The sequence below is a fragment of the Acetobacterium carbinolicum genome (assembly GCF_047456275.1).
Classification (GTDB): domain Bacteria; phylum Bacillota; class Clostridia; order Eubacteriales; family Eubacteriaceae; genus Acetobacterium; species Acetobacterium carbinolicum.
Genome location: NZ_CP173357.1, coordinates 857,539 through 876,496, shown reverse-complemented (window position 1 = coordinate 876,496; position 18,958 = coordinate 857,539). Strand labels below are relative to the sequence as shown.

18 protein-coding genes are annotated in these 18,958 nt (G+C 44.2%); 1 reads left to right on the top strand and 17 read right to left on the bottom strand.

Annotation, left to right across the window (positions count from 1 at the left end; translation table 11 throughout):
- Nucleotides 1-19 precede the first annotated feature (19 nt).
- The 16 genes from ACIZ62_RS04140 to ACIZ62_RS04065 all read right to left on the bottom strand — a co-directional run bounded on the left by ACIZ62_RS04140 (nt 20) and on the right by ACIZ62_RS04065 (nt 16,998).
- Entirely contained in the window at nt 20-769 is a 750-nt protein-coding gene (locus ACIZ62_RS04140; RefSeq protein ID WP_414151274.1) for a ComF family protein, read from the bottom strand.
- 72 nt (nt 770-841) lie between these two features.
- A complete protein-coding gene (locus ACIZ62_RS04135) occupies nt 842-3,055 on the bottom strand; it encodes an ATP-dependent RecD-like DNA helicase (protein ID WP_414151273.1) in 2,214 nt (737 codons plus the stop codon).
- 98 nt (nt 3,056-3,153) lie between these two features.
- Nucleotides 3,154-4,905: an NADH-dependent [FeFe] hydrogenase, group A6 gene (locus ACIZ62_RS04130; RefSeq protein WP_111887824.1), complete on the bottom strand. Its 1,752-nt coding sequence runs from the start codon at nt 4,903-4,905 to the stop codon at nt 3,154-3,156.
- Between the two features lie 19 nt (nt 4,906-4,924).
- Nucleotides 4,925-6,724, bottom strand: coding sequence for an NADH-quinone oxidoreductase subunit NuoF (nuoF, locus tag ACIZ62_RS04125; RefSeq protein WP_414151272.1), 1,800 nt, complete (start codon nt 6,722-6,724; stop codon nt 4,925-4,927).
- A gap of 19 nt (nt 6,725-6,743) precedes the next feature.
- Nucleotides 6,744-7,142 (bottom strand): (2Fe-2S) ferredoxin domain-containing protein, encoded by a 399-nt coding sequence (locus tag ACIZ62_RS04120; protein ID WP_111887826.1) that lies wholly within the window; start codon nt 7,140-7,142, stop codon nt 6,744-6,746.
- Complete coding sequence (locus ACIZ62_RS04115) at nt 7,142-7,699, bottom strand: ATP-binding protein (protein ID WP_414151271.1); 558 nt, start codon at nt 7,697-7,699, stop codon at nt 7,142-7,144. The genes ACIZ62_RS04120 and ACIZ62_RS04115 overlap by 1 nt, the downstream gene beginning before the upstream one ends.
- A 9-nt stretch (nt 7,700-7,708) precedes the next feature.
- Entirely contained in the window at nt 7,709-8,179 is a 471-nt protein-coding gene (locus ACIZ62_RS04110) for a complex I 24 kDa subunit family protein (protein ID WP_111887828.1), read from the bottom strand.
- 394 nt (nt 8,180-8,573) lie between these two features.
- Entirely contained in the window at nt 8,574-9,302 is a 729-nt protein-coding gene (locus ACIZ62_RS04105; RefSeq protein WP_414151270.1) for a PHP domain-containing protein, read from the bottom strand.
- Nucleotides 9,303-9,635 (bottom strand): AraC family transcriptional regulator, encoded by a 333-nt coding sequence (locus ACIZ62_RS04100; protein WP_111887830.1) that lies wholly within the window; start codon nt 9,633-9,635, stop codon nt 9,303-9,305.
- A gap of 109 nt (nt 9,636-9,744) precedes the next feature.
- Nucleotides 9,745-11,088 carry a [Fe-Fe] hydrogenase large subunit C-terminal domain-containing protein gene (locus ACIZ62_RS04095; protein ID WP_322519516.1) on the bottom strand — a complete coding sequence of 448 codons (1,344 nt, stop codon included), beginning with the start codon at nt 11,086-11,088 and terminating at the stop codon, nt 9,745-9,747.
- An 18-nt stretch (nt 11,089-11,106) separates the two neighbouring features.
- Nucleotides 11,107-11,523, bottom strand: coding sequence for an ATP-binding protein (locus ACIZ62_RS04090; protein WP_322519517.1), 417 nt, complete (start codon nt 11,521-11,523; stop codon nt 11,107-11,109).
- Nucleotides 11,520-11,870, bottom strand: coding sequence for a hypothetical protein (locus tag ACIZ62_RS04085; RefSeq protein ID WP_322519518.1), 351 nt, complete (start codon nt 11,868-11,870; stop codon nt 11,520-11,522). Before ACIZ62_RS04085 ends, ACIZ62_RS04090 begins: the two co-directional genes overlap by 4 nt.
- A gap of 118 nt (nt 11,871-11,988) precedes the next feature.
- A complete protein-coding gene (locus ACIZ62_RS04080; protein WP_414151269.1) occupies nt 11,989-14,301 on the bottom strand; it encodes an ATP-binding protein in 2,313 nt (770 codons plus the stop codon).
- Entirely contained in the window at nt 14,301-15,416 is a 1,116-nt protein-coding gene (locus ACIZ62_RS04075; protein WP_111887835.1) for a metallophosphoesterase family protein, read from the bottom strand. Before ACIZ62_RS04075 ends, ACIZ62_RS04080 begins: the two co-directional genes overlap by 1 nt.
- A gap of 138 nt (nt 15,417-15,554) precedes the next feature.
- Nucleotides 15,555-16,724, bottom strand: coding sequence for a class I SAM-dependent methyltransferase (locus ACIZ62_RS04070; RefSeq protein WP_414151268.1), 1,170 nt, complete (start codon nt 16,722-16,724; stop codon nt 15,555-15,557).
- A gap of 112 nt (nt 16,725-16,836) precedes the next feature.
- Nucleotides 16,837-16,998: a hypothetical protein gene (locus ACIZ62_RS04065; protein WP_162624480.1), complete on the bottom strand. Its 162-nt coding sequence runs from the start codon at nt 16,996-16,998 to the stop codon at nt 16,837-16,839.
- 386 nt (nt 16,999-17,384) lie between these two features.
- Between ACIZ62_RS04065 and ACIZ62_RS04060 the strand changes: the two genes are divergently transcribed.
- A complete protein-coding gene (locus ACIZ62_RS04060; RefSeq protein ID WP_414151267.1) occupies nt 17,385-18,383 on the top strand; it encodes an N-acetylmuramoyl-L-alanine amidase in 999 nt (332 codons plus the stop codon).
- 250 nt (nt 18,384-18,633) lie between these two features.
- Here the strand turns inward: ACIZ62_RS04060 and ACIZ62_RS04055 are convergent, their stop codons facing one another.
- Entirely contained in the window at nt 18,634-18,948 is a 315-nt protein-coding gene (locus ACIZ62_RS04055; protein WP_414151266.1) for a hypothetical protein, read from the bottom strand.
- Nucleotides 18,949-18,958: the final 10 nt, after the last annotated feature.

The window sequence follows — 18,958 nt, the reverse complement described above, 5'->3', positions numbered from 1 at the left end:
TTTTTAAGAATCTTTTATTCTATTCTGCGACGGCGCAGAGGGTAGCGATTAAGACTTTGGCGGCGCCGGCTTCGAGCAGGGTAGCGGCGGTTTCGGTCAGGGTGGCACCGGTGGTGAGAACGTCATCGACTAGCAGGATGGTTTTGTTTTGGATGGCCTTACCGTGTTCCACCGTAAAAGCGCCAGTGAGATTGGAAAGCCGTTGTTCGCGACCCTGTCCAATCTGATGGGGAGTGTCGCGGTTACGGATCAGGATTTGTGTTGCCAGTACCGGGGCTTTAGTCATTGTCTGATTTAACCCTTCTAAAATACCCTGGGCAATCTTTTCGCTCTGGTTATAGCCCCGTTCTTCCCGACGGTTCGGGTGCAGCGGGACCGGGATGAGCAAATCCACCTCGTTAATCCAATGGCATTGGGCCATGACCGCTCCCATTTGACTGCCGACCCAGATGCCCAGGTGGGGACGGTCGCCAAATTTAATGGCAGCAACCAGTTTTTCCCCGCCGTCTTGATAGTTGAGATAGGCATAACCGCCTGAGAAAGGAAGGTTGCGTTTGGCACAGGGAATGCAGACATCCCGATCTGCGGCGAAGATCGGTCGGCCGCATTTGCGACAGGTGGGGTTATTAATGCGCGGCAGATCATCTTCACATTGATGGCACAAAAAGCGATCGGTGACAAAAAGCACCTTACCACAGATCGGGCAGGTGCCGTTTTTGAGGAAAAGGTTGTTTTCGAGGAAGGTCAGAAGGGTTTGTTTTAGGTTCATGGTTACCTCACTGGGTTGCGGGCGATTGATAATCGCCCCTACCGGATGATTTATTATTCATTCGATAAAATGTTACCTCATTGGGTGGTTGATATAATTGATAATACGGTCGCACAGGGCGGTTTGGCGGTTTTGGGATTCGGCCGATTTAATCATTTGGCGAAAGACGTACTGGTTGCCTATTAAGATAAGAAGCTTTTTGGCCCGGGTGACGGCGGTGTAGAGGAGCTTACGGTTTAAAAACAGCGGTGGTCCACCGACGATCGGCATGACCACTACGGGGAACTCGCTGCCCTGACTTTTATGGACCGTCATCGCGTAGGCATGAGTGATTTCGTCCATCTGGTCGAAGTCGTAGGTGACCTGCTTACCATCGTTAAAAAGAATCACAAAGGATTTGTCACGACTGCTGATACTTTCAAGAATGCCGATATCGCCGTTGTAGATCCCTTCCCCTTGTTCCATTGTCAGGGTGTCTTCCCACTTGATCCGATAATTGTTTTTAATCTGCATGACCTTATCCCCGACCCGGTAAATGACCATCCCAAATTCCCGCTGCGCCCGGTCCTCACGCGGGGGATTAAGGACCGCCTGGATTTCGCGGTTGAGGTTAATCACCCCCACCTTGCCATTTTTCATTGGTGAGATGACCTGGATATCATGGATACTGTCAAAGCCCTTGGCCGTTGGTAGCCGGTTTGTAACCAGCTCCAGAATATCACGGAGCAGCTTATCGCCATCGTTTTTATTAAGGAATAAAAAATCGGACTCATTGTTGATGTCTGGCATTTGACCGTGGTTGATTTCATAGGCGTTAACCGAAATCATACTTTCTTCGGATTGACGATAAATGCGCTCCAGGCTCAGCACCTTAATCGCACCGCTTTCGATGATGTCTTTTAAAACATTACCCGGGCCCACCGACGGCAGCTGATCGGCATCTCCCACGAGGATTAGTCGGGTGCCGGGCTGGACGGCCATCAGCAGTGAGTCCATCAGGAGGATATCAATCATCGAGGATTCATCGACGATGATGGCGTCGACATCCAGTTGATTGGTTTCGTCGCGGGAAAAGCTGGGGAAGTCATCATCCTGGCTGTATTCATATTCCAGCAGCCGATGGATGGTCTTGGCTTCGTTACCGGTGGTTTCGGTAATCCGCTTAGCCGCCCGACCGGTGGGCGCTGCCAGCACTGTTTTTAAACCCAGATCTTTAAAAATCCGGACGATCCCGTTAATGATCGTGGTTTTCCCGGTTCCCGGGCCGCCGGTGATAATGATAACCCCATTTTCCATGGCAGCAGCAATGGCTTCCCGCTGTTTATTATCCAGGGTAATTACCATGTCCCGTTCGTAATCTTTAATCTTTTCGTCGATATTGACGTTAGCAATCTTATAGGTCATCTGGCTGATTCTGGCCATCGACAGGGCGGTGTTGTCTTCCGCTTCGTAGAGGTTTCGGGGATAGTAAACCCGCTGATTAGCGACTTCTTCCTGAATAATCTGCCCCATTAAGACCAATTCCCCTAATTGGGCGTTGATCTCGTCTTGTTCCACGCCGAGAATTTTGGAGCTGGTCGTAATCAGCTCTTCTTCGGTCATAAAGGTATTGCCGCGGTTATAGCATTCTCCCAGTGAATAGTTGATTCCAGCCAGAATCCGGCCGGGACTATTGGCTTCAAAGCCGAGATGATTGGCGATCTGGTCGGCAATTTTAAAGCCGATCCCACGGATATCCTCAATCATCTGATAGGGATTATTAAGCAAAACCGAAATGGTGTCGAACTTGTAGGTTTTATAGAGCTTCATGGCCCAGTTGGCCGATATCCCATAGTCCTGGATCTGGATCATAATCTGCCGGACTTCCCGCTGTTCATGGTAGACTTCTTTAATGGCGGCCAGGGTTTTCTTGCCAACCCCCTTAATTTCGGACAGCCGTTCCGGGTGATTGTCCAGAATATCCAAGGTCTCTTCACCAAACCGGGCGACGATCGCTTTAGCGGTTTTTTCGCCAATCCCGGGAAGAATTCCCGAGGACAGATACCTTGTAATGCCTTCGGTGGAGGTGGGAATTTCCATAGCGTAGGTTTCCATACAGAACTGATCGCCATAGTTTTTGTGCTCCGTCCAGTAGCCACTCAGTTTTAAGTATTCGCCATGATTCAGTTCGTCAAAATTTCCCACCACGGTGACCAGATCGCCATCAATATCGAAATGGGCGACGGTGTAACCGTTACTTGTATTTCTAAAGACGATGTGTTCCACCGTACCCTTAATGCTTTCCATTGTTTGCTCCTGTTAGTGTAGAATTATGATTTATTATAGCATAAAAAAAGACCCATTATTGGGCCTTTTTTTGTTTGACTATTTTTTCGTTTACTTAATTAAACCAATTTTGGCTTTACCGAGTAAGTTGTATGCAATAAGTGATGTGCTTTGTGGCTGTTTGGCTCTTCTAAAAATTCTTCATAAAGACGAATAACAGAAGGATTCTGATGTGATTTACGGTAGGTTAAAACATTGGCATCTTCGTTATAAAGTGCTTTTGCTCTTTCGGCCCGGATATCTAAATCCATCTTGTCTTTTGCCGAAACAATTGGTTGACCGCCACCGTTGACGCAACCACCTGGGCAGGCCATTAATTCGATGAAGTGGGTATCTGCCAGGGCGCCGGATTTTAACTGTTCCATGACTTCTCTGACATTGCTACCACCATGAGCAACCACAAGATTAACTGCTAAATCTGGTGTTACCTGAACCGTTGCTTTTTTAATTCCATCGACACCACGCACGACCTCGTAGTCAATTTCCTGAATGTCTGTTTTGTTTAATACGTCAGCCACAGTTCTAACGGCAGCTTCCATAACTCCGCCGGTAGCGCCGAAGATTACGGCAGCACCAGTGGATTCACCATAGTAATCGTCAAAGTCTTCATCTGGTAATTTATTAAACAGGATGCGAGCTTCTTTGATCATTCGGGCAAGTTCACGGGTCGTAATGGAAATATCGACATCGGCATTACCATCGGTACATAATTCTTCTCGTTGTACCTCATATTTTTTAGCGGTACAAGGCATGATTGAAACAACCACCATGTCTTTAGGGTCGATGCCGTTCGCCTGAGCATAGTGACTCTTAAGTAAAGCACCGGTAATATTTTGTGGTGATTTACAGCTCGACAGATGAGGAATCGCTTCTGGATAGTAGGTTTCGATAAATTTGATCCAACCTGGTGAACAGGAGGTGATCATTGGCAAAACGCCGCCATTGGTAATGCGACCAATTAATTCTGTGCCTTCTTCCATGATGGTTACATCAGCACCAAAATCGGTATCGAAAACTTTATCAAAGCCCAGTCTTCGAAGCGCAGCCGTCATTTTACCAGTTACAGATGTTCCCATCGGGTAACCAAATTCTTCGCCTAAACCAGCTCGAACAGCTGGAGCGGTTTGAACAATCACGGTTTTAGAAGGATCAGCAATCGCATCCCAAACCCGTTGAATGTCTGATTTTTCTTTTAATGCACCAACTGGACAGTTGATAATACATTGTCCACAGTTGATACAGCCCACATCAGCGAGTGATTTGTTAAAGACCGGTTGTACCTGAGAGGTAAAGCCACGGCCAACACTACCCAGTACGGCAACGCTTTGAACGTCTCGACAGACTGATACACAGCGCTTGCAAAGAATACATTTGGATTCATCTCTGACGACTGATGTTGATAAGTCATCAACGAGTTTACCAGACACTTCGCCTTCAAAAGGAACATCGGAAACGCCTAAATCCGTTGCCAGTGTCTGTAGTTCACAGTTTTCGCTACGCACACAGGTTGTGCATTCGCGGTTGTGGTTTGAAAGAATCAGTTCCAGATTAACCCGACGTGCTTCTCGCACTTTTGGCGTGTTTGTTAATACCTCAATACCATTAGCAACAGGGTAAACACAAGCTGCCTGCAGCGCTCTTGCTCCGGCAATCTCAACGACACACATTCGACATGCACCGATTTCGTTAACATCTTTCAGATAACAAAGGGTGGGAATGTCAATGTTACATTGTCTTGCCGCTTCCAGAATGGTTGTTCCTTCTGGAACAGTCATTTCCTGTCCGTTTATTTTAAAAGTAATTTCTTTCATTATTCTGATAACCTCCTCATCAAGCCTTGGAAATGGAGCCAAATGGACAGGCTTCAATACAGGCATTACATTTAATACACTTCGATGTATCAATGGTGTATGGTTTTTTCTTTTCGCCAGTGATTGCTTCTGCGGGACATTTTTTAGCACAGATTCCGCAGCCTTTACAGGTTAGTGGATCAATGGTGTAGTCTAATAAATGTTTACAGACGCCAGCGGGACATTTTTTATCATTAATATGTGCTTCGTATTCATCTCTGAAATAGTGAATGGTTGACAGAACGGGGTTAGGAGCAGTTTGTCCCAATCCACAAAGGGCTGAAGCTTTGATGCCTACGGCCAGTTCTTCAAGTCGTTCAATATCCCCTTTAACGCCTTTACCATCGCAGATACGCTCCAGAATTTCAAGCATTCTTTTGGTCCCAATACGGCAAGGTGGGCACTTACCACAGGATTCGTCCTGGGTAAAGTCAAGGAAGAAACGAGCCACATCAACCATACAGTTGTCTTCATCCATTACGATAAGTCCACCGGAGCCCATCATTGAACCGATGGCAATCAGGTTATCATAGTCAATTTTTGTATCTAATAAAGAAGCCGGGATACATCCGCCTGAGGGTCCCCCGGTTTGAGCGGCTTTAAACGCTTTACCATTAGGAATACCACCACCAATTTCAAACACGATTTCTCGCAGGGTTGTGCCCATTGGGATTTCAAGTAAACCGGTGTTGTTAATTTTTCCACCAAGTGCGAATACTTTTGTTCCTTTAGATTTTTCGGTTCCTACCGCTGCAAACCATTCGGCGCCTTTTAAGATAATAGCAGGAATGTTGGCATAGGTTTCAACGTTATTTAAAACGGTTGGTTTTCCAAATAAACCTTTGTTGGCAGGGAATGGCGGACGTGGACGCGGTTCGCCACGTTTACCTTCGATGGAGTTCATCAGCGCGGTTTCTTCACCACAGACAAAAGCACCCGCACCTAAACGAATTTCAAGGTCAAAGGCAAAATCAGTTTCAAAGATATGCTCGCCCAGCAAGCCGTATTCTTTGGCCTGATCAATGGCGATTTGCAGACGATGAACCGCAATTGGATACTCAGCCCGAACATAGACATAACCTTTAGAAGCGCCTACTGCAAAACCAGCAATAGCCATGGCTTCGATTAATGCATGGGGATCACCTTCAAGTACGGAACGATCCATGAATGCACCAGGGTCTCCCTCATCGGCATTACAGGCGACGTATTTAACGCCATCTTCTGATACGGCATCATGGGCAAACTGCCATTTAAGACCGGTCGGAAATCCACCGCCCCCACGACCACGAAGACCGGAAGCTTTTACTTCATTGATAACATCAATCGGTGTCATGGTTAACAGGACTTTTTCCAACGCCATGTAACCATCAAAACCAATGTACTCGTCAATATTTTCCGGGTTAATAACACCACAGTTTGCTAAAGCGATACGTTTTTGTTTTTTGAAGAATCCCAATTCATTAATTGACAGTGGGTGATGTCCGTCGCCTTTTTCGGTGTAGATCAGGCGATCGAGTGGTCGACCTTTTACCAGGTGTTCTTCGACTAGTTCTGAAATATCGGTTGCTTCTACCCGACTGTAGAATGTCCCTTCGGGATAAACAATAACAACGGGTCCCAGTTCACATAAACCAAAACATCCCGTTGCAACAACTTCGACTTCGTCAAGGATATCATGTTTTACTAATTCTTTTTTTATTTCTTTTACTAATGTCATGGATCCTGAGGATGTACATCCTGTACCACCACAAATCAGTACCTGCGAACGTTTATATGCCATCTGCTCTTCTCCTCCTCAATTAACCCTTAACCGATGGATCGATGATCATACCATCAACCACCGTCATGGTGTATTCGCTGACTACTTTTCCTTGAGCCAGGTGTTCATCAACAACGCGTGCAACCTTTTCGGCGGTCATATGGACATAGGTAACTTTTTCATTGTTGGCATCATATACTTCTACAATTGGTTCTAATCGACAGGACCCGATACATCCGGTTTGGGCCACAGTAACGTCAACCAAACCTTTAGCGTCAACTTCTTCCATCAATTTAACCATAACAGGTCGCGCGCCTGCTGCGATACCACAGGTTGCCATGCCAACTACAACGCGATAGCCGTTCTTGCCGTGTCGCAAATTGATTTCGTTTAATTTTTTTTCACGAATCGCTTTTAGTTCTGCTAAGGACTTTGCCATTATGTTTCCTCCATAATTTCTTGAATTTCTTTGAGACCCTCCATAACGTGTTCCCTGATCCAATTAAGAATTTCCGGTTCGTTTAAAGATTCTACTTCCAGGGTCTCTTTAATTTCTCGTGTATTTAGAATAAATTGTTGATTGTTGTAGTCGTGTTCATAGTAAAGATCTGTTTCTCCAAAAGACATTATCATGGTAAGAATGGTATCCGCCATATTTCCCAGGGGAGCCCGGTCGATATGATCGCGCCTAAAACTTCCAACCACCTTCGTTCCGACGCCCTCGGTTGAGCTTATCAAAAAAGATCCGCCGCAGGCTTCTGCCGCAGCTTTAAACAGCGATAAACCCAAGCCTACTTTCCGGGTCGTCCGGGACGTTACAAATGGATCGGTAACGCCAGCAAGCTGATTTTCTGGTATGCCACAGCCGTCATCTTCGATGATAATGGTGAGCTCATTTTCTACCAGGGATTCAATAATCTGCAATTTGACATGTTTTGCCTTTGCTCTAATGGAATTTTGAGTAATATCTAAAATATGAAGAGACAGTTCTTTCATAACGGCTAACTAATATTTTTCCAGGATACTTGGAATTTCATCGACGGTCAAACGACCATAAACATCTTCATTAATCATTAGTACAGGTGCTAAACCACAGGCCCCAACGCAACGTGTTGCATCAACTGACCATTTTCCATCTTCGGTTGTGTCGCCAACCTGTGTTCCCAGAATGCTGTTAACCTTATCAATAATTGGTTGAGCCCCTCTGACATAACAAGCGGTTCCCAAGCAGATCCCGATTTTGAATTTTCCTTTTGGTGTCAGGGTAAATTGTGAATAAAATGTTGCCACACCGTAGACTTCCGTTAAGGGTATCCCTAACTCATCTGCAATGGTTCCCTGTAGTTCAAGCGGTAAATAGCCATATTTTTCCTGAGTTTCCTGCAGAATCTGCATTAAACAACCGGGCACTTCGCGGTGCTCGGCGACTATTGCCTTTACTACGTCCAAATTTTCAACTGGTATTAATTCAGCCAATTTTCAAACCTCCTAATTAAATCGTGCAAACCTTTACGCATATGATTGCATATTTTCTAACAATGTCATTATAACATAGAACGAAATATTTCGTTATATTTATAACAGATAAATTTTTTACCCTTTTTGCCTCGAATTTTTATGAAAACCTTTAACTTTGTAGACTTTTTATGCAAATATTCTACTCATTTATTTTTTTTACAAATAAAGTGTAATAATTTTACACATAAAAAACAGGTGCTTAAGAAACACCTGTAAAGTTTACGGTTAGTTACCGTACCGACACTTGTTAATCTGTTGTTTGCTACAGGATCGGACAGGTTGATCAACCTGTTCGCCCTGATGCAAACAACATGATGCAACAAGTGTCGGTACTATTTATTGCTTGTTCAATTTAACCTAAATAATCAATCAGGGTCTGGCGCCGCATATCCGGGAGGTTAAGAAAATACTCCCGCTCGGCAATGTCTTCGAGCTGATGGGCGTCAGAGCCATGAATAAACTGATAGGTTTTAAAAAAACGAAAATCCTTTAAGACTTGTTCAAAGCTCTCTTTTTTTGATACTTCACAGGTTTTAATATCCAGTTCCAGAGGGATAAAACCAAGTGATGCGATAATACTGTAAGATTTTCGGTCGATATGAGCGGGAACCAGAACCCCACCCAGATCGGTGACAATTTGCCACAACTGATCAACCCCAATGTCGGTGGCTGAAATCAGCAGCTTGTCCACTTCACCAATGACCTGGTCATTTTCGTCCATAATGATCTGCGGACCAAATAATTCTTTTTCGTTGTTTATATCCGGGAGGTGTCGATAAATGATCGCATCGAGTGCCATCGCCGCTTCCAGAGTTGGCAGATAGGCCAAAATATGGGCTTCTTCTTTGGTCGTTACTTCAATCCCCGGAAGGATACACAGGCCACTTTCGGTTTCTTTGGCCAGTTCTTTTGCCACAGCGATGATTGCGGGTAAATTTTTGGCTGAATTGTGATCGGTAACTGCAATAAAATCCAGTTCTTTAATGAGGGCCATATTCACAATATTATTGGGGGTCATCTCCTCTTCACCACAGGGAGATAAGATTGAATGGATGTGCAGGTCTATGGCTACCTTTTCCATTTAGACGCCGGCGTTTCCTAATATTTTACAGACTTCATAGGCCGTAAGACCAGTGATCAGCACGGGGATATCTTCGATAATCGCCCGCTCCAGGGTACTTTCTTCCACTTCTGCACCTTCTGGAATAATCACACAGGTCATTTCCAGCAGGGTTGCCACAGCAATGATATTAACATGGGTTTGAATGGTTACCCAGGCACAACCATTGCCAGCATTGGCCATCACCCAACTGAGTAAATCGCCGACATAACCGCTTTTAATAACCCCTTCAATGCCCACCTGGGGATTGAGACACTTGAATTCCTTGTTTTTTAACAACTCACTTACCTTCATTCATTTTCTCCTTTGTTTTTTTATCATTAATCGTTTTTGTCTGCTAATACAGGCGCTCACGGATGACCAAGGGTCTGACCCTCGCCCGGACGAATTGTTAAGTGGTTTTTTACTCTTTTTTAATTAACGGTTTATCGGTGGGATGTTCCACCTGCAGTAATTCATTTGTCAGAACCGAAAGATCTCTGACCCGGTCTTTTAAGACAAAAACGCAGTCAATTTCATTGGCCTTTCCGGCAACGATGTCTTCGGCCAGTGCCCGACAGCCCGGGGAACCGCAGGAACCGCAATCCAGCCCGGGCAGCTTGGCTTCGAGAATTTCGATCTGCTTCATTTTTTCGATGGCTTTATTGATATCCTGGTCCAGGGGTTCGGGACTTCTGGGTAATATCCGCTCTTTAATGTGCATCATCCCGGAGTTATAAACATTTTTTACGTAGTCATCGGACATGTGTATTATTGAGGTCTGCTTCATTTTATTGGCCCGGTCCTGAATGTACATTTTGGCGACATAATTATTTTCTACGGTCAGGCAACCACCAACACAACCGCCGATGCAAGCCAACCCTTCAAAAAACTCGATCGTGTCGAGTTTACCGCACTCTATTTCTTCAAGGACACTAATCACATTTTGAATGCCATCAACATGAAGCACGTTTTTGTTTTTCAGGTAATCGCTTTCACCACCGGATAATGCCCAGGAGCATGATTCCGGGGTGGTATTATGAATACCTTCCTGAATCGGACAATTACCAATGTGGCTTAAAATATCGCTGTAAATATCTTTAATGGCAATCGCACCATCAATCAGATCGTATTTATCATATTCACTGGAGGCCGGATTATTGACCATCGTGGCCTTTGCCGCACAGGGGGTTATAAAAAATACGCCGACATCACTATTTTTATATTTTCCTTCATCCCTGATCCGTTTTCTGACCAGTCGGGCGGTCATTGCCATCGGCGATTTCAATCGGCAGATATTGTCTGTAAGCTCCGGAAAACGCACCTGAATCAGCTTGACTACCGCCGGACAGGCTGAAGAAATAAGCGGTCTTGGGTAGCGTTTGGCGTGGTACTCATACTTGAGGGCCTGGCCAACCACTTCTGCACCGTAGGCAACCTCCACCACCTCATCAAAACCCAGGGCTTTAATCGCCGAGAGAATTTGGGTGATCGAATATTTGGGTTTAAACTGACCGATGATGGCCGGCGCCACCAGAGCGACTGTATAACTATAATTATCTTTTTTTGACAACGGATCTGTTTTTGCCAGTTTGGCATGATGGGGACAGATCCGAATACACTCACCACAATCAATGCATTTTGACTCATTGATAATCGCCTTGCCGCCCCGAACTCGGATGGCACCAGTCGGACAGCTTCTGAGGCAGGTCGTGCAGCCCAGACATTTTTCATCATCAAGGTATACAGAATGAAGTAATTTTTCCATATGTGACCTTCTTCCTGTTTAGACTAAAAATTTCATGACAATTTTTGTACCTTCTCCAATTTTTGAAGAAATGGCAAAATTGTCGGCGTTGTTTTTCATATTGGGTAAACCCATTCCGGCACCAAATCCCATTTGCCGGACTTCTTCCCCGGCCGTTGACCAGCCTGCAGTCATCGCCAGATCAATGTTGGCAATACCCGGCCCGGTATCTTCAATGGTCAGCACCAGTTCTGCTTCCCCCACTTCCAAAATAATTTTTCCTCCGGATGAATGAATGGCCAAATTCATTTCACCTTCATAACCGGCAATCGATACCTTCCTGATGACCTTATTGGAAACACCCAATTGCTGCAGGGTCCGTTTGATCTTTCGTGACGCTTCCCCGGCAGTATCAAAATCCCCCCGACTGACGTCAAAGACGAGTTCATAACTCATCGGAGGTGCGCTCCCTTTAGGCCGTTTTTATAGAGAATCCCACAACTTTCAAAAAGGATATACTTGGTCGACATTACTAAAAGATTCCGTTCTTTTGCGATCTCAATCATTTCCTGGCTGGGCATTTTGTTTCTGACAAAAATGATACTGTTCATATTGGCCATGTCAGCCGTGTTTAGCACCTGTTTGTTGACAAGACCGGTGAGTAAAATAGCATCTTCTTTGGCGAAGCACAGCACATCACTCATGAGATCACAGCCAAATCCGGACTGCACTTCTTCATCCAGATGGCTCTCACCAGCTAAAACAACCGCATCAAGAAGGTCTTTTACTAGGCTTAATTTCATCAAAGGTTCTCCTTATTTCGTTATCATTCTTATTGTAAAGGATTTCTCTTGCATTTTGCAAGGTCTTTAGGGTTTTTTATTTCTATTTTTTTGGTTGGGTTATACCAACTTAGTGATCTTATAGATTGATTTTATGATAGGCCGCTCCCAATGATTTTAATAGCTTTTCTTCATCGTCGTCACAGGTAAAAAGAATGATCTGACGTTTACTGCTCAGTTCACACAGCAGTTTAAGGGCTTCGGTTTTTCGCTGTTTGTCATACCGGACAAAGGGTTCATCAAGAATAAAAGGCATCTCGTGACTGATTCGTTCCCCAATTCCATAGCGGAAGGCAAAATGAACCTGATCCATGGTTCCGGCGCTTAACTGCTCGGCATCCTTAAAATCGCCACCTTTGGGATCGACCACCTTGAGTTTCATGGCTTCATCTATTTTTACCCCTTTATAATGCTGGGTGATGGTTTCTAAAACCGCACCGATATTTTTATTAAGCTCCGGCGCAGACTCTAAATGACAGTCTTGCTGGATCGTTTCAAGTACTTCCAGGGCGGCGTTACAGGCCTGAATTTCAGTATCAAAGGTTTGAATTTGGGCGTCCAGCGATTTAATGGTCTCCTGGATTTCCACTGGCAGACCGATGCCATCGGTGAGCGCATTGTTCTCACCTTCCAACCGGGCAATTTCTTTCCCCAGACTTAAGAGCTCTTCGGATTTCGGTGAAGCTTTGTGCCAAACCGCTTGTCCATCATCTGTTTTCCCACCATTGACGGTCTCAAGAAGATTCTCCAGCAGCCGCAAATTGCCGTTAAAACGGATTTTGAGTTCTTCTAACTGCTGCGCTTTTTCGCAGCGTTCAGAATATTCGGCAATATCTTTTACCTCATACTGGGCCAGCTTTTTGTCCAGCTCCCGCATAATTCCGCGGCGTTGCTCAAAGAGCACTTCATAACCGGCCTGGTGCCGCGAGTGCTGAACAATGATTAATTCCCCTTCGTTTTGTAGTTGTTCTAACTCTTTCTGGTTACGAACAACTTTTTTATAAAAGCTGTCAAAACTGGGGCCGTCTTTTAGTTGATACTTTGCCAGGATTTCATCCTGAATGGGAATTAATTGTTTTTCTCTTAGAATCTGCCGTTTTTTAAGGGTTGCCGAAACCCCAAAGCTCAGTCCCACTACACCGACAATTGCCAGGGTCACGCCCAGGGTTAAAGACAGGTTTTCGATTCCCTGATTACTTCCCATCAACCCCATATTGGCAAGCCCCACCAGTCCCATTCCCACCAGGGTTACCAGGGTAGCAATGATATTGATGACAATGTTTGATTTTTTATCGACGGCTTCTACTTCACCTTGCTCTTTTTTATAAAGTTCATAATCTTCGGTAATTCCTTCTAAGGTATGACCCGCCAGAGCACTGCGCTTTGCGGCTTCTTTCTGCCTAATCGCTTTGAGATGTTCAGAAGCGTCGGCCATTTCTTTTTCGATGTAGTCCATCTGATCGCCAAGCCGTTCGCCCTGATTTTTTATGGCCTTTAAGCCCTCCAGAATCTTGTAACTGTAGTCTTCAAAAACCTGGTCCTCTTTGATGATTTTTGACAGGCGATTATTTTCTTTTTCAAGTTTGTTGATCTTTTCATAGCTTTGCAGCAGCTCTTTTTTTCGTTTAACCACCGATTCCTGGCTCAGATACTCATTTTCCGCTTCAATGCGTTTCATGATCTTTTGATTCCGGGTAATCTTTTCCTGATTTTCGGCCACCTTGGCATAGGCGGCTTCGGCTTCTTTTAATAATTCCTTTAGCTCATCCCGTTCCCTAATCGCCGTACCAATTCTTGACTTACTCTGACCTGAACGACCAATCTGATTCTTTTTTTCTTCCAGTCGTCGGACGATCCCTTTAAAATTAATTTCGATGCCGCTGGAATTCTGCATTTCGATATAGGAATCCCGGATTTCATCCTGATGGTTCCCGGATTCGTAGTCATGGAGGTTCTGACGCATATTGACGGTATTATTGTAAACAACGGTGGTCATCCCGGTGTTTCCCAGAGGCAGATGCTGGCGGATGACGCCATCGTATTTAAATTGATCATTAATTATTTTTCCGGTACGATTATCATAAATGAATAAGGAGTCTTTGGCTCTTAGAAAATTCCGTTCCAGGCGGATTTCGCGGTCATCCATTTCATAAACCAGCGCACCGCTGTAATCAAATTGATTCCAGGGCATATATTTTTCATATTCTTCGCTGTAGGTTTTCTTTTTACGGTAGGGTTTATAAAACCCAAAAAACATCCCCTGAATAAAGGTCTGAACGGTTGTTTTCCCGGCTTCGTTTTTCCCATAAATCAGATTGAGTCCCGGTTTGAGCGTAAGTGTCTGGTCTTTAAATTTTCCAAAGGCCTTAATTGACAAGGTTTTTATTTGCATTATAAAACCCCCTCACTAATCATCGCTTCAATGCTATAAATGATTGCCTTCTTCCGGATTTCCGGTTCTTCTATTTTTTCCAGTTCGCTAAGAATCTGACCAATCGGGTTATGCTTATTTTCCCGGATCAGCAGTTCCAGATCAATATCCGGCTCTAAATCGGCCGTGTCGGTTTCAATGTAATAAAAGGATTCTTCTAGATCATCATTGATCCAATCCATTTGTATTTCCGGGTTAATGTAGCCGCTAAAGCGGATACGGTAGTAATTTTTTAGACGATTTGTTTCGCTATCGCAGTCAATCGCTTTTTTTATAATATCCTGATAAGAATCTTCCGGGGAAATCTGAATTTCGATGGTTTCATACTTCCGTGAATCGAGGGGATTAAACCCGCTGCTGGTAATAAAGGTCTGGTTGACATAATCGTTATCCACCTGGGAGATTAAAAATCCCCGTTCTCCGGTTTCACCAAAATTAAGGGGCACTGGTGATCCGCAGTAAGCGACGCCCCCCGGCGTCAGCCCCGGTTTGTGAATGTGTCCCAATGCAATAAAGTCAAACCCCTTCTTCTCAACCATTCTTAAATCAATGGGCAGATAATGACTTTGACTGGCAACTTCGCCATGGGCCATTAAGATATTATAGCGGGTGTCATTTAGCTTAATACTATTAAAAGAGCGCTCGGGAAAGGCCCGGTACTCGTTTTTTACCCAGGACATGCCATAGATTTCAGTATTGAGTTCTTTGATGTAAACAGATCGAAAGACATCTTCTTTAAAGATGTAGACATTGCTGGACCATTCCACTTTCTTGTAGGGTGAGCTGTCGCCGTGATAATCGTGGTTTCCGCTGATCATAACCACCCAGGTTTTATCAAGACTCGCCAATCCTTCGGCGGCTCGTTTTATATCCATGGTCAGAACATTGACACTGTCAAATAAATCTCCGGCAATAAGCAGAAGCGGTACGCCCTCTTCTTTAACATATGCAATCATCTCGTCAAAGGCTTTCCATAATTCTTTTCTTTTATTTTTACCGTAATAGTTTCCTTGCTGCAAAAAGGTAAAGGGGCGACCTAAATGAAAATCTCCGGTATGTACAAAGCGTGTCAGCATCCTCTTTGCCTCCTCATCTATAAATTTTTTTATTTTAGGGTTTCTGACAATTGTCGGAAACACCTTACTTTAGTTTGTTTTACGATTATTATCTTCTAACTGATTTTTTATTATATCATCTTTTGACAAATGTTACATTTAATTTTTCTTAGAATTAATGATTTCATCGCTTTCGAGAAGTGAATAGAGGGTCGGAGTCAAGGAAAATGTCTGGATCGCATTATTTACTTCGGCGAGGGCCTGCGCTTTTCTTTTTTCTGTGACGGTTGTTTTTTTGGCCCGGATCAGGATATTTTTAGGGGTATGAGCCAGATCCACAAATTCTAGCAGCGAAACTTTGTATCCGCACGCTTCTAAAAGGCTGCCTCGGATGGCATCGGTGATCAGGGCGGCAGTCCGTTCTTTGATGATGCCATATTTTGTCAACAAACTCAGTTGTTCGGTTTTTATTTGGGCATTTAGTTCGTGCTGGCAGCAGGGTACCGAAAAAATCAGTTTGGCATTCCACTTAATGGCATTGTACAGGGCATAATCGGTGGCGGTGTCGCAGGCATGAAGGGTGATAATCATATCGACCGGAAAGGTAGTTTGATAGGTATCGATATTCCCCAATTCAAAGCTAAGATGGTCGTAACCGTATTTCCTGGAACTCACGTTGCAGCGGTCAATGACATCACGCTTTAAATCCAGGCCGACGATGCGTACATTGAGATTTTTTATTTCGGTGAGATAATGGTATAAAATAAAGGTCAGATAGGATTTTCCGCAGCCAAAGTCGATGACATTGAGCTCGGTTCCCGGGTCAAAATTTTTAATTTCGTCGTCGATGATTTCCACAAAACGATTAATTTGACGGAATTTATCGTACATCGTCTTAACGACCTTGCCTTCTTTGGTGAAGATCCCCATATCGACCAGTGGCTTTATGACGGTACCTTCCGAAAGAATATAGTTTTTTTCGCGGTTATGGGTTAAGGCTTTTTCCGGGGCTTCCTTGACGGCTTTTTTAGTCACCGATGGTCGCCCTTTTTTGCTGATTTGAATGATATATTCATACTGATCATCCCAGCCATTATACTGCAAAAATTCATTTTCCAAGGCTTGACCAAGGAAATCTTTAAACTGTTCAAGGGAAAGATTATCATTAAACACCTGGGTAGCCGTGAACTTTTCCAGATGATAGACTTCCTTTATTTGACTAATAACGATTTTTTTATAGTCACTCGTTTTTGACTTTGGTTTGCTGAGGGTGATCTTATAAATTTGGGGATTAAAACAAGCCTCAACTGCTGATATCAAACTGTTCATTAATTTACCTCGTATTTTTCTTATTGTCAATATCCTATCACGGGTTGGGTAAAATTTATAGCTGGATTTGATTGTTTCCGAATAAAAAAAACACCTTTCGGTGTTTTCTTTATTACTCGCTTTTGCTATCGTTTGTCTGAATATTCTTATTTTTATAAAAAATACAGCCGGTTTCTTTGTAGGGATTTTTTAATACATCCATATCCGGACATCGTCCGCTGACATTAAAACCACAGTTTAAATAAGAACATGCATTTTTTTCTTTTGATTCCATTTGCTCTGCTCCTCATTCGTTTTGACGCGATCGCGTCGCGTCGTTTTAGTTAATATTAACTGGTTAATATTAGCTGCGTGTAATTATATCAGTTACTCAACGCCTACTCAAGAGCTTATTGTACCTTAATTATTGCCGACGGTTAATAAAATAGTCGTTTAAGCAAACAAACAACTTCCTATATCGTGATTTATACCCGAGTATCGGTAAAGCCGTTCTCATATTCGTAGCATGAGGGCGGTTTTTTATTTCAAGTTTAGTCGCAAGAAAAGCCTAATCGTTTATTTACTGAAAAAAACAGGCATGGCAATAGGCCCGATCTTAAAACAAGTGACATCTTTTTCCGACTAACTCCATTTATCAATTAGAAAGGAAGGTGAGTAAGTATGGCAGATACATTACTGTATCAAGTGCACATCGAAAATGAAGGCTGGGGCGCTTGGGTTCAGGAAGGGCGCTTAGCGGGAACGGTCGAACAAGGGCTAAGGATCGAAGCGATTCGAATCCAAGGCGTTAAGCGTTATCGCGTCCACGTCGAGAACATCGGCTGGATGGGTTGGGTTCAAAAAGATGAGATTGCCGGTACCGTTGGTAGGGGCTTAAGAATCGAAGCAATTGAGATTGAATGCGAAAATCTTAATTATCAGGTTCATGTGCAGAATGTCGGATGGTTGGATTTCGCCAGAAATGGAGAAACAGCGGGAACGACTGGTGGTGGTTTGAGAATTGAAGCAATACGCCTACTTAAATCAGATGAACCGATAAGCGTGGACGATCATCGATCCACCTTTACGATTGCACCGGCCTCGATCCCTGTACCTACGCCAGAACCAGTACCCGCTCAACCGGCTCAGGGAAGAAAGTCAGGGAAGGTGTACCTTACTGTCGGTCACGGCACCCAATCAAACGGCGTCTGGGACTCTGGCTGCGTGGACGGGAATTACACGGAAGCAGGTCTGATGCTAGCGATCGGGAAGGTGGCAGCAGCCAGACTAAGAGCACTGGGCTTTACGGTATTAACAGACGCTGATACTGACAACGACAAAAACATTGCCGCCTGTGTCGCTCAGGCGAATTCATGGGGGGCTGATGTTTACGTATCGCTGCACTGTGATTATAATAAAGCCCCGTCCGGGACGCTGCCGATCGTCTACCCTGGCAGCGCCGCCGGGGTCTGCCTGGCAAATTGCCTGCTTGCATCAGCTAAAGTTCGCCTGGGACTCGGTACCCGGGGGATTCTCCAACGCGACGATTGGGAGGTTGCAGACACCGAAGCAGTAGCCTGCATCTTCGAGACTGGCGGCATTCGTCCGGATATCGGATTACTGACCAACGCTTCAGTGTTCGGGGAAGTTGTTGCCCAAGGAATCTATGACTGGTTTTAAAATTGTGGCCACCTTCGGGTGGTCTTTTTTTTATTTCCCTACTCTGCCCCGCCCTATCAAGGTACCACAAAAGCACCCCTAAACGCTTCGAAAATCTTAGGATAATTTTTGATAAACAAAAAAACAGAGCCTTCAAACGGCTCTGTTATGCGCGATTATTGGTGCTCCCTGTTACAGGATATAAAATAAGATAACGCAATCAATTTCGCCTTTATATTTTCTAGTGTTTTTGTATCTTTTGTGGATATCTCTATACCTGCTGCCTTTTTAGACCTAAACCTTCAGCCTGAATCGTTGCTCCAATCAGATTCTTTTTTAGTGTAAACCGCAGTGTTGGAGCTATCACCTTCACATTTTTACTGATATACACGGTGACATCATTCTGTTGAAAGATATCGAATAAATCCGATTGATCTGGCTTTTTAAGTGAAACCTCAGAAATTTCAAAAGTTGGACAACATCCACCACCAGTGGAACTGATTGTGAGTGTTAAATCTCTTTTTTTTTTTTTACTCATGTACGCTAAAACCGTGTCGTCTATTTTTATTTTAAATGATTTGTCCATTTTTTTCGCT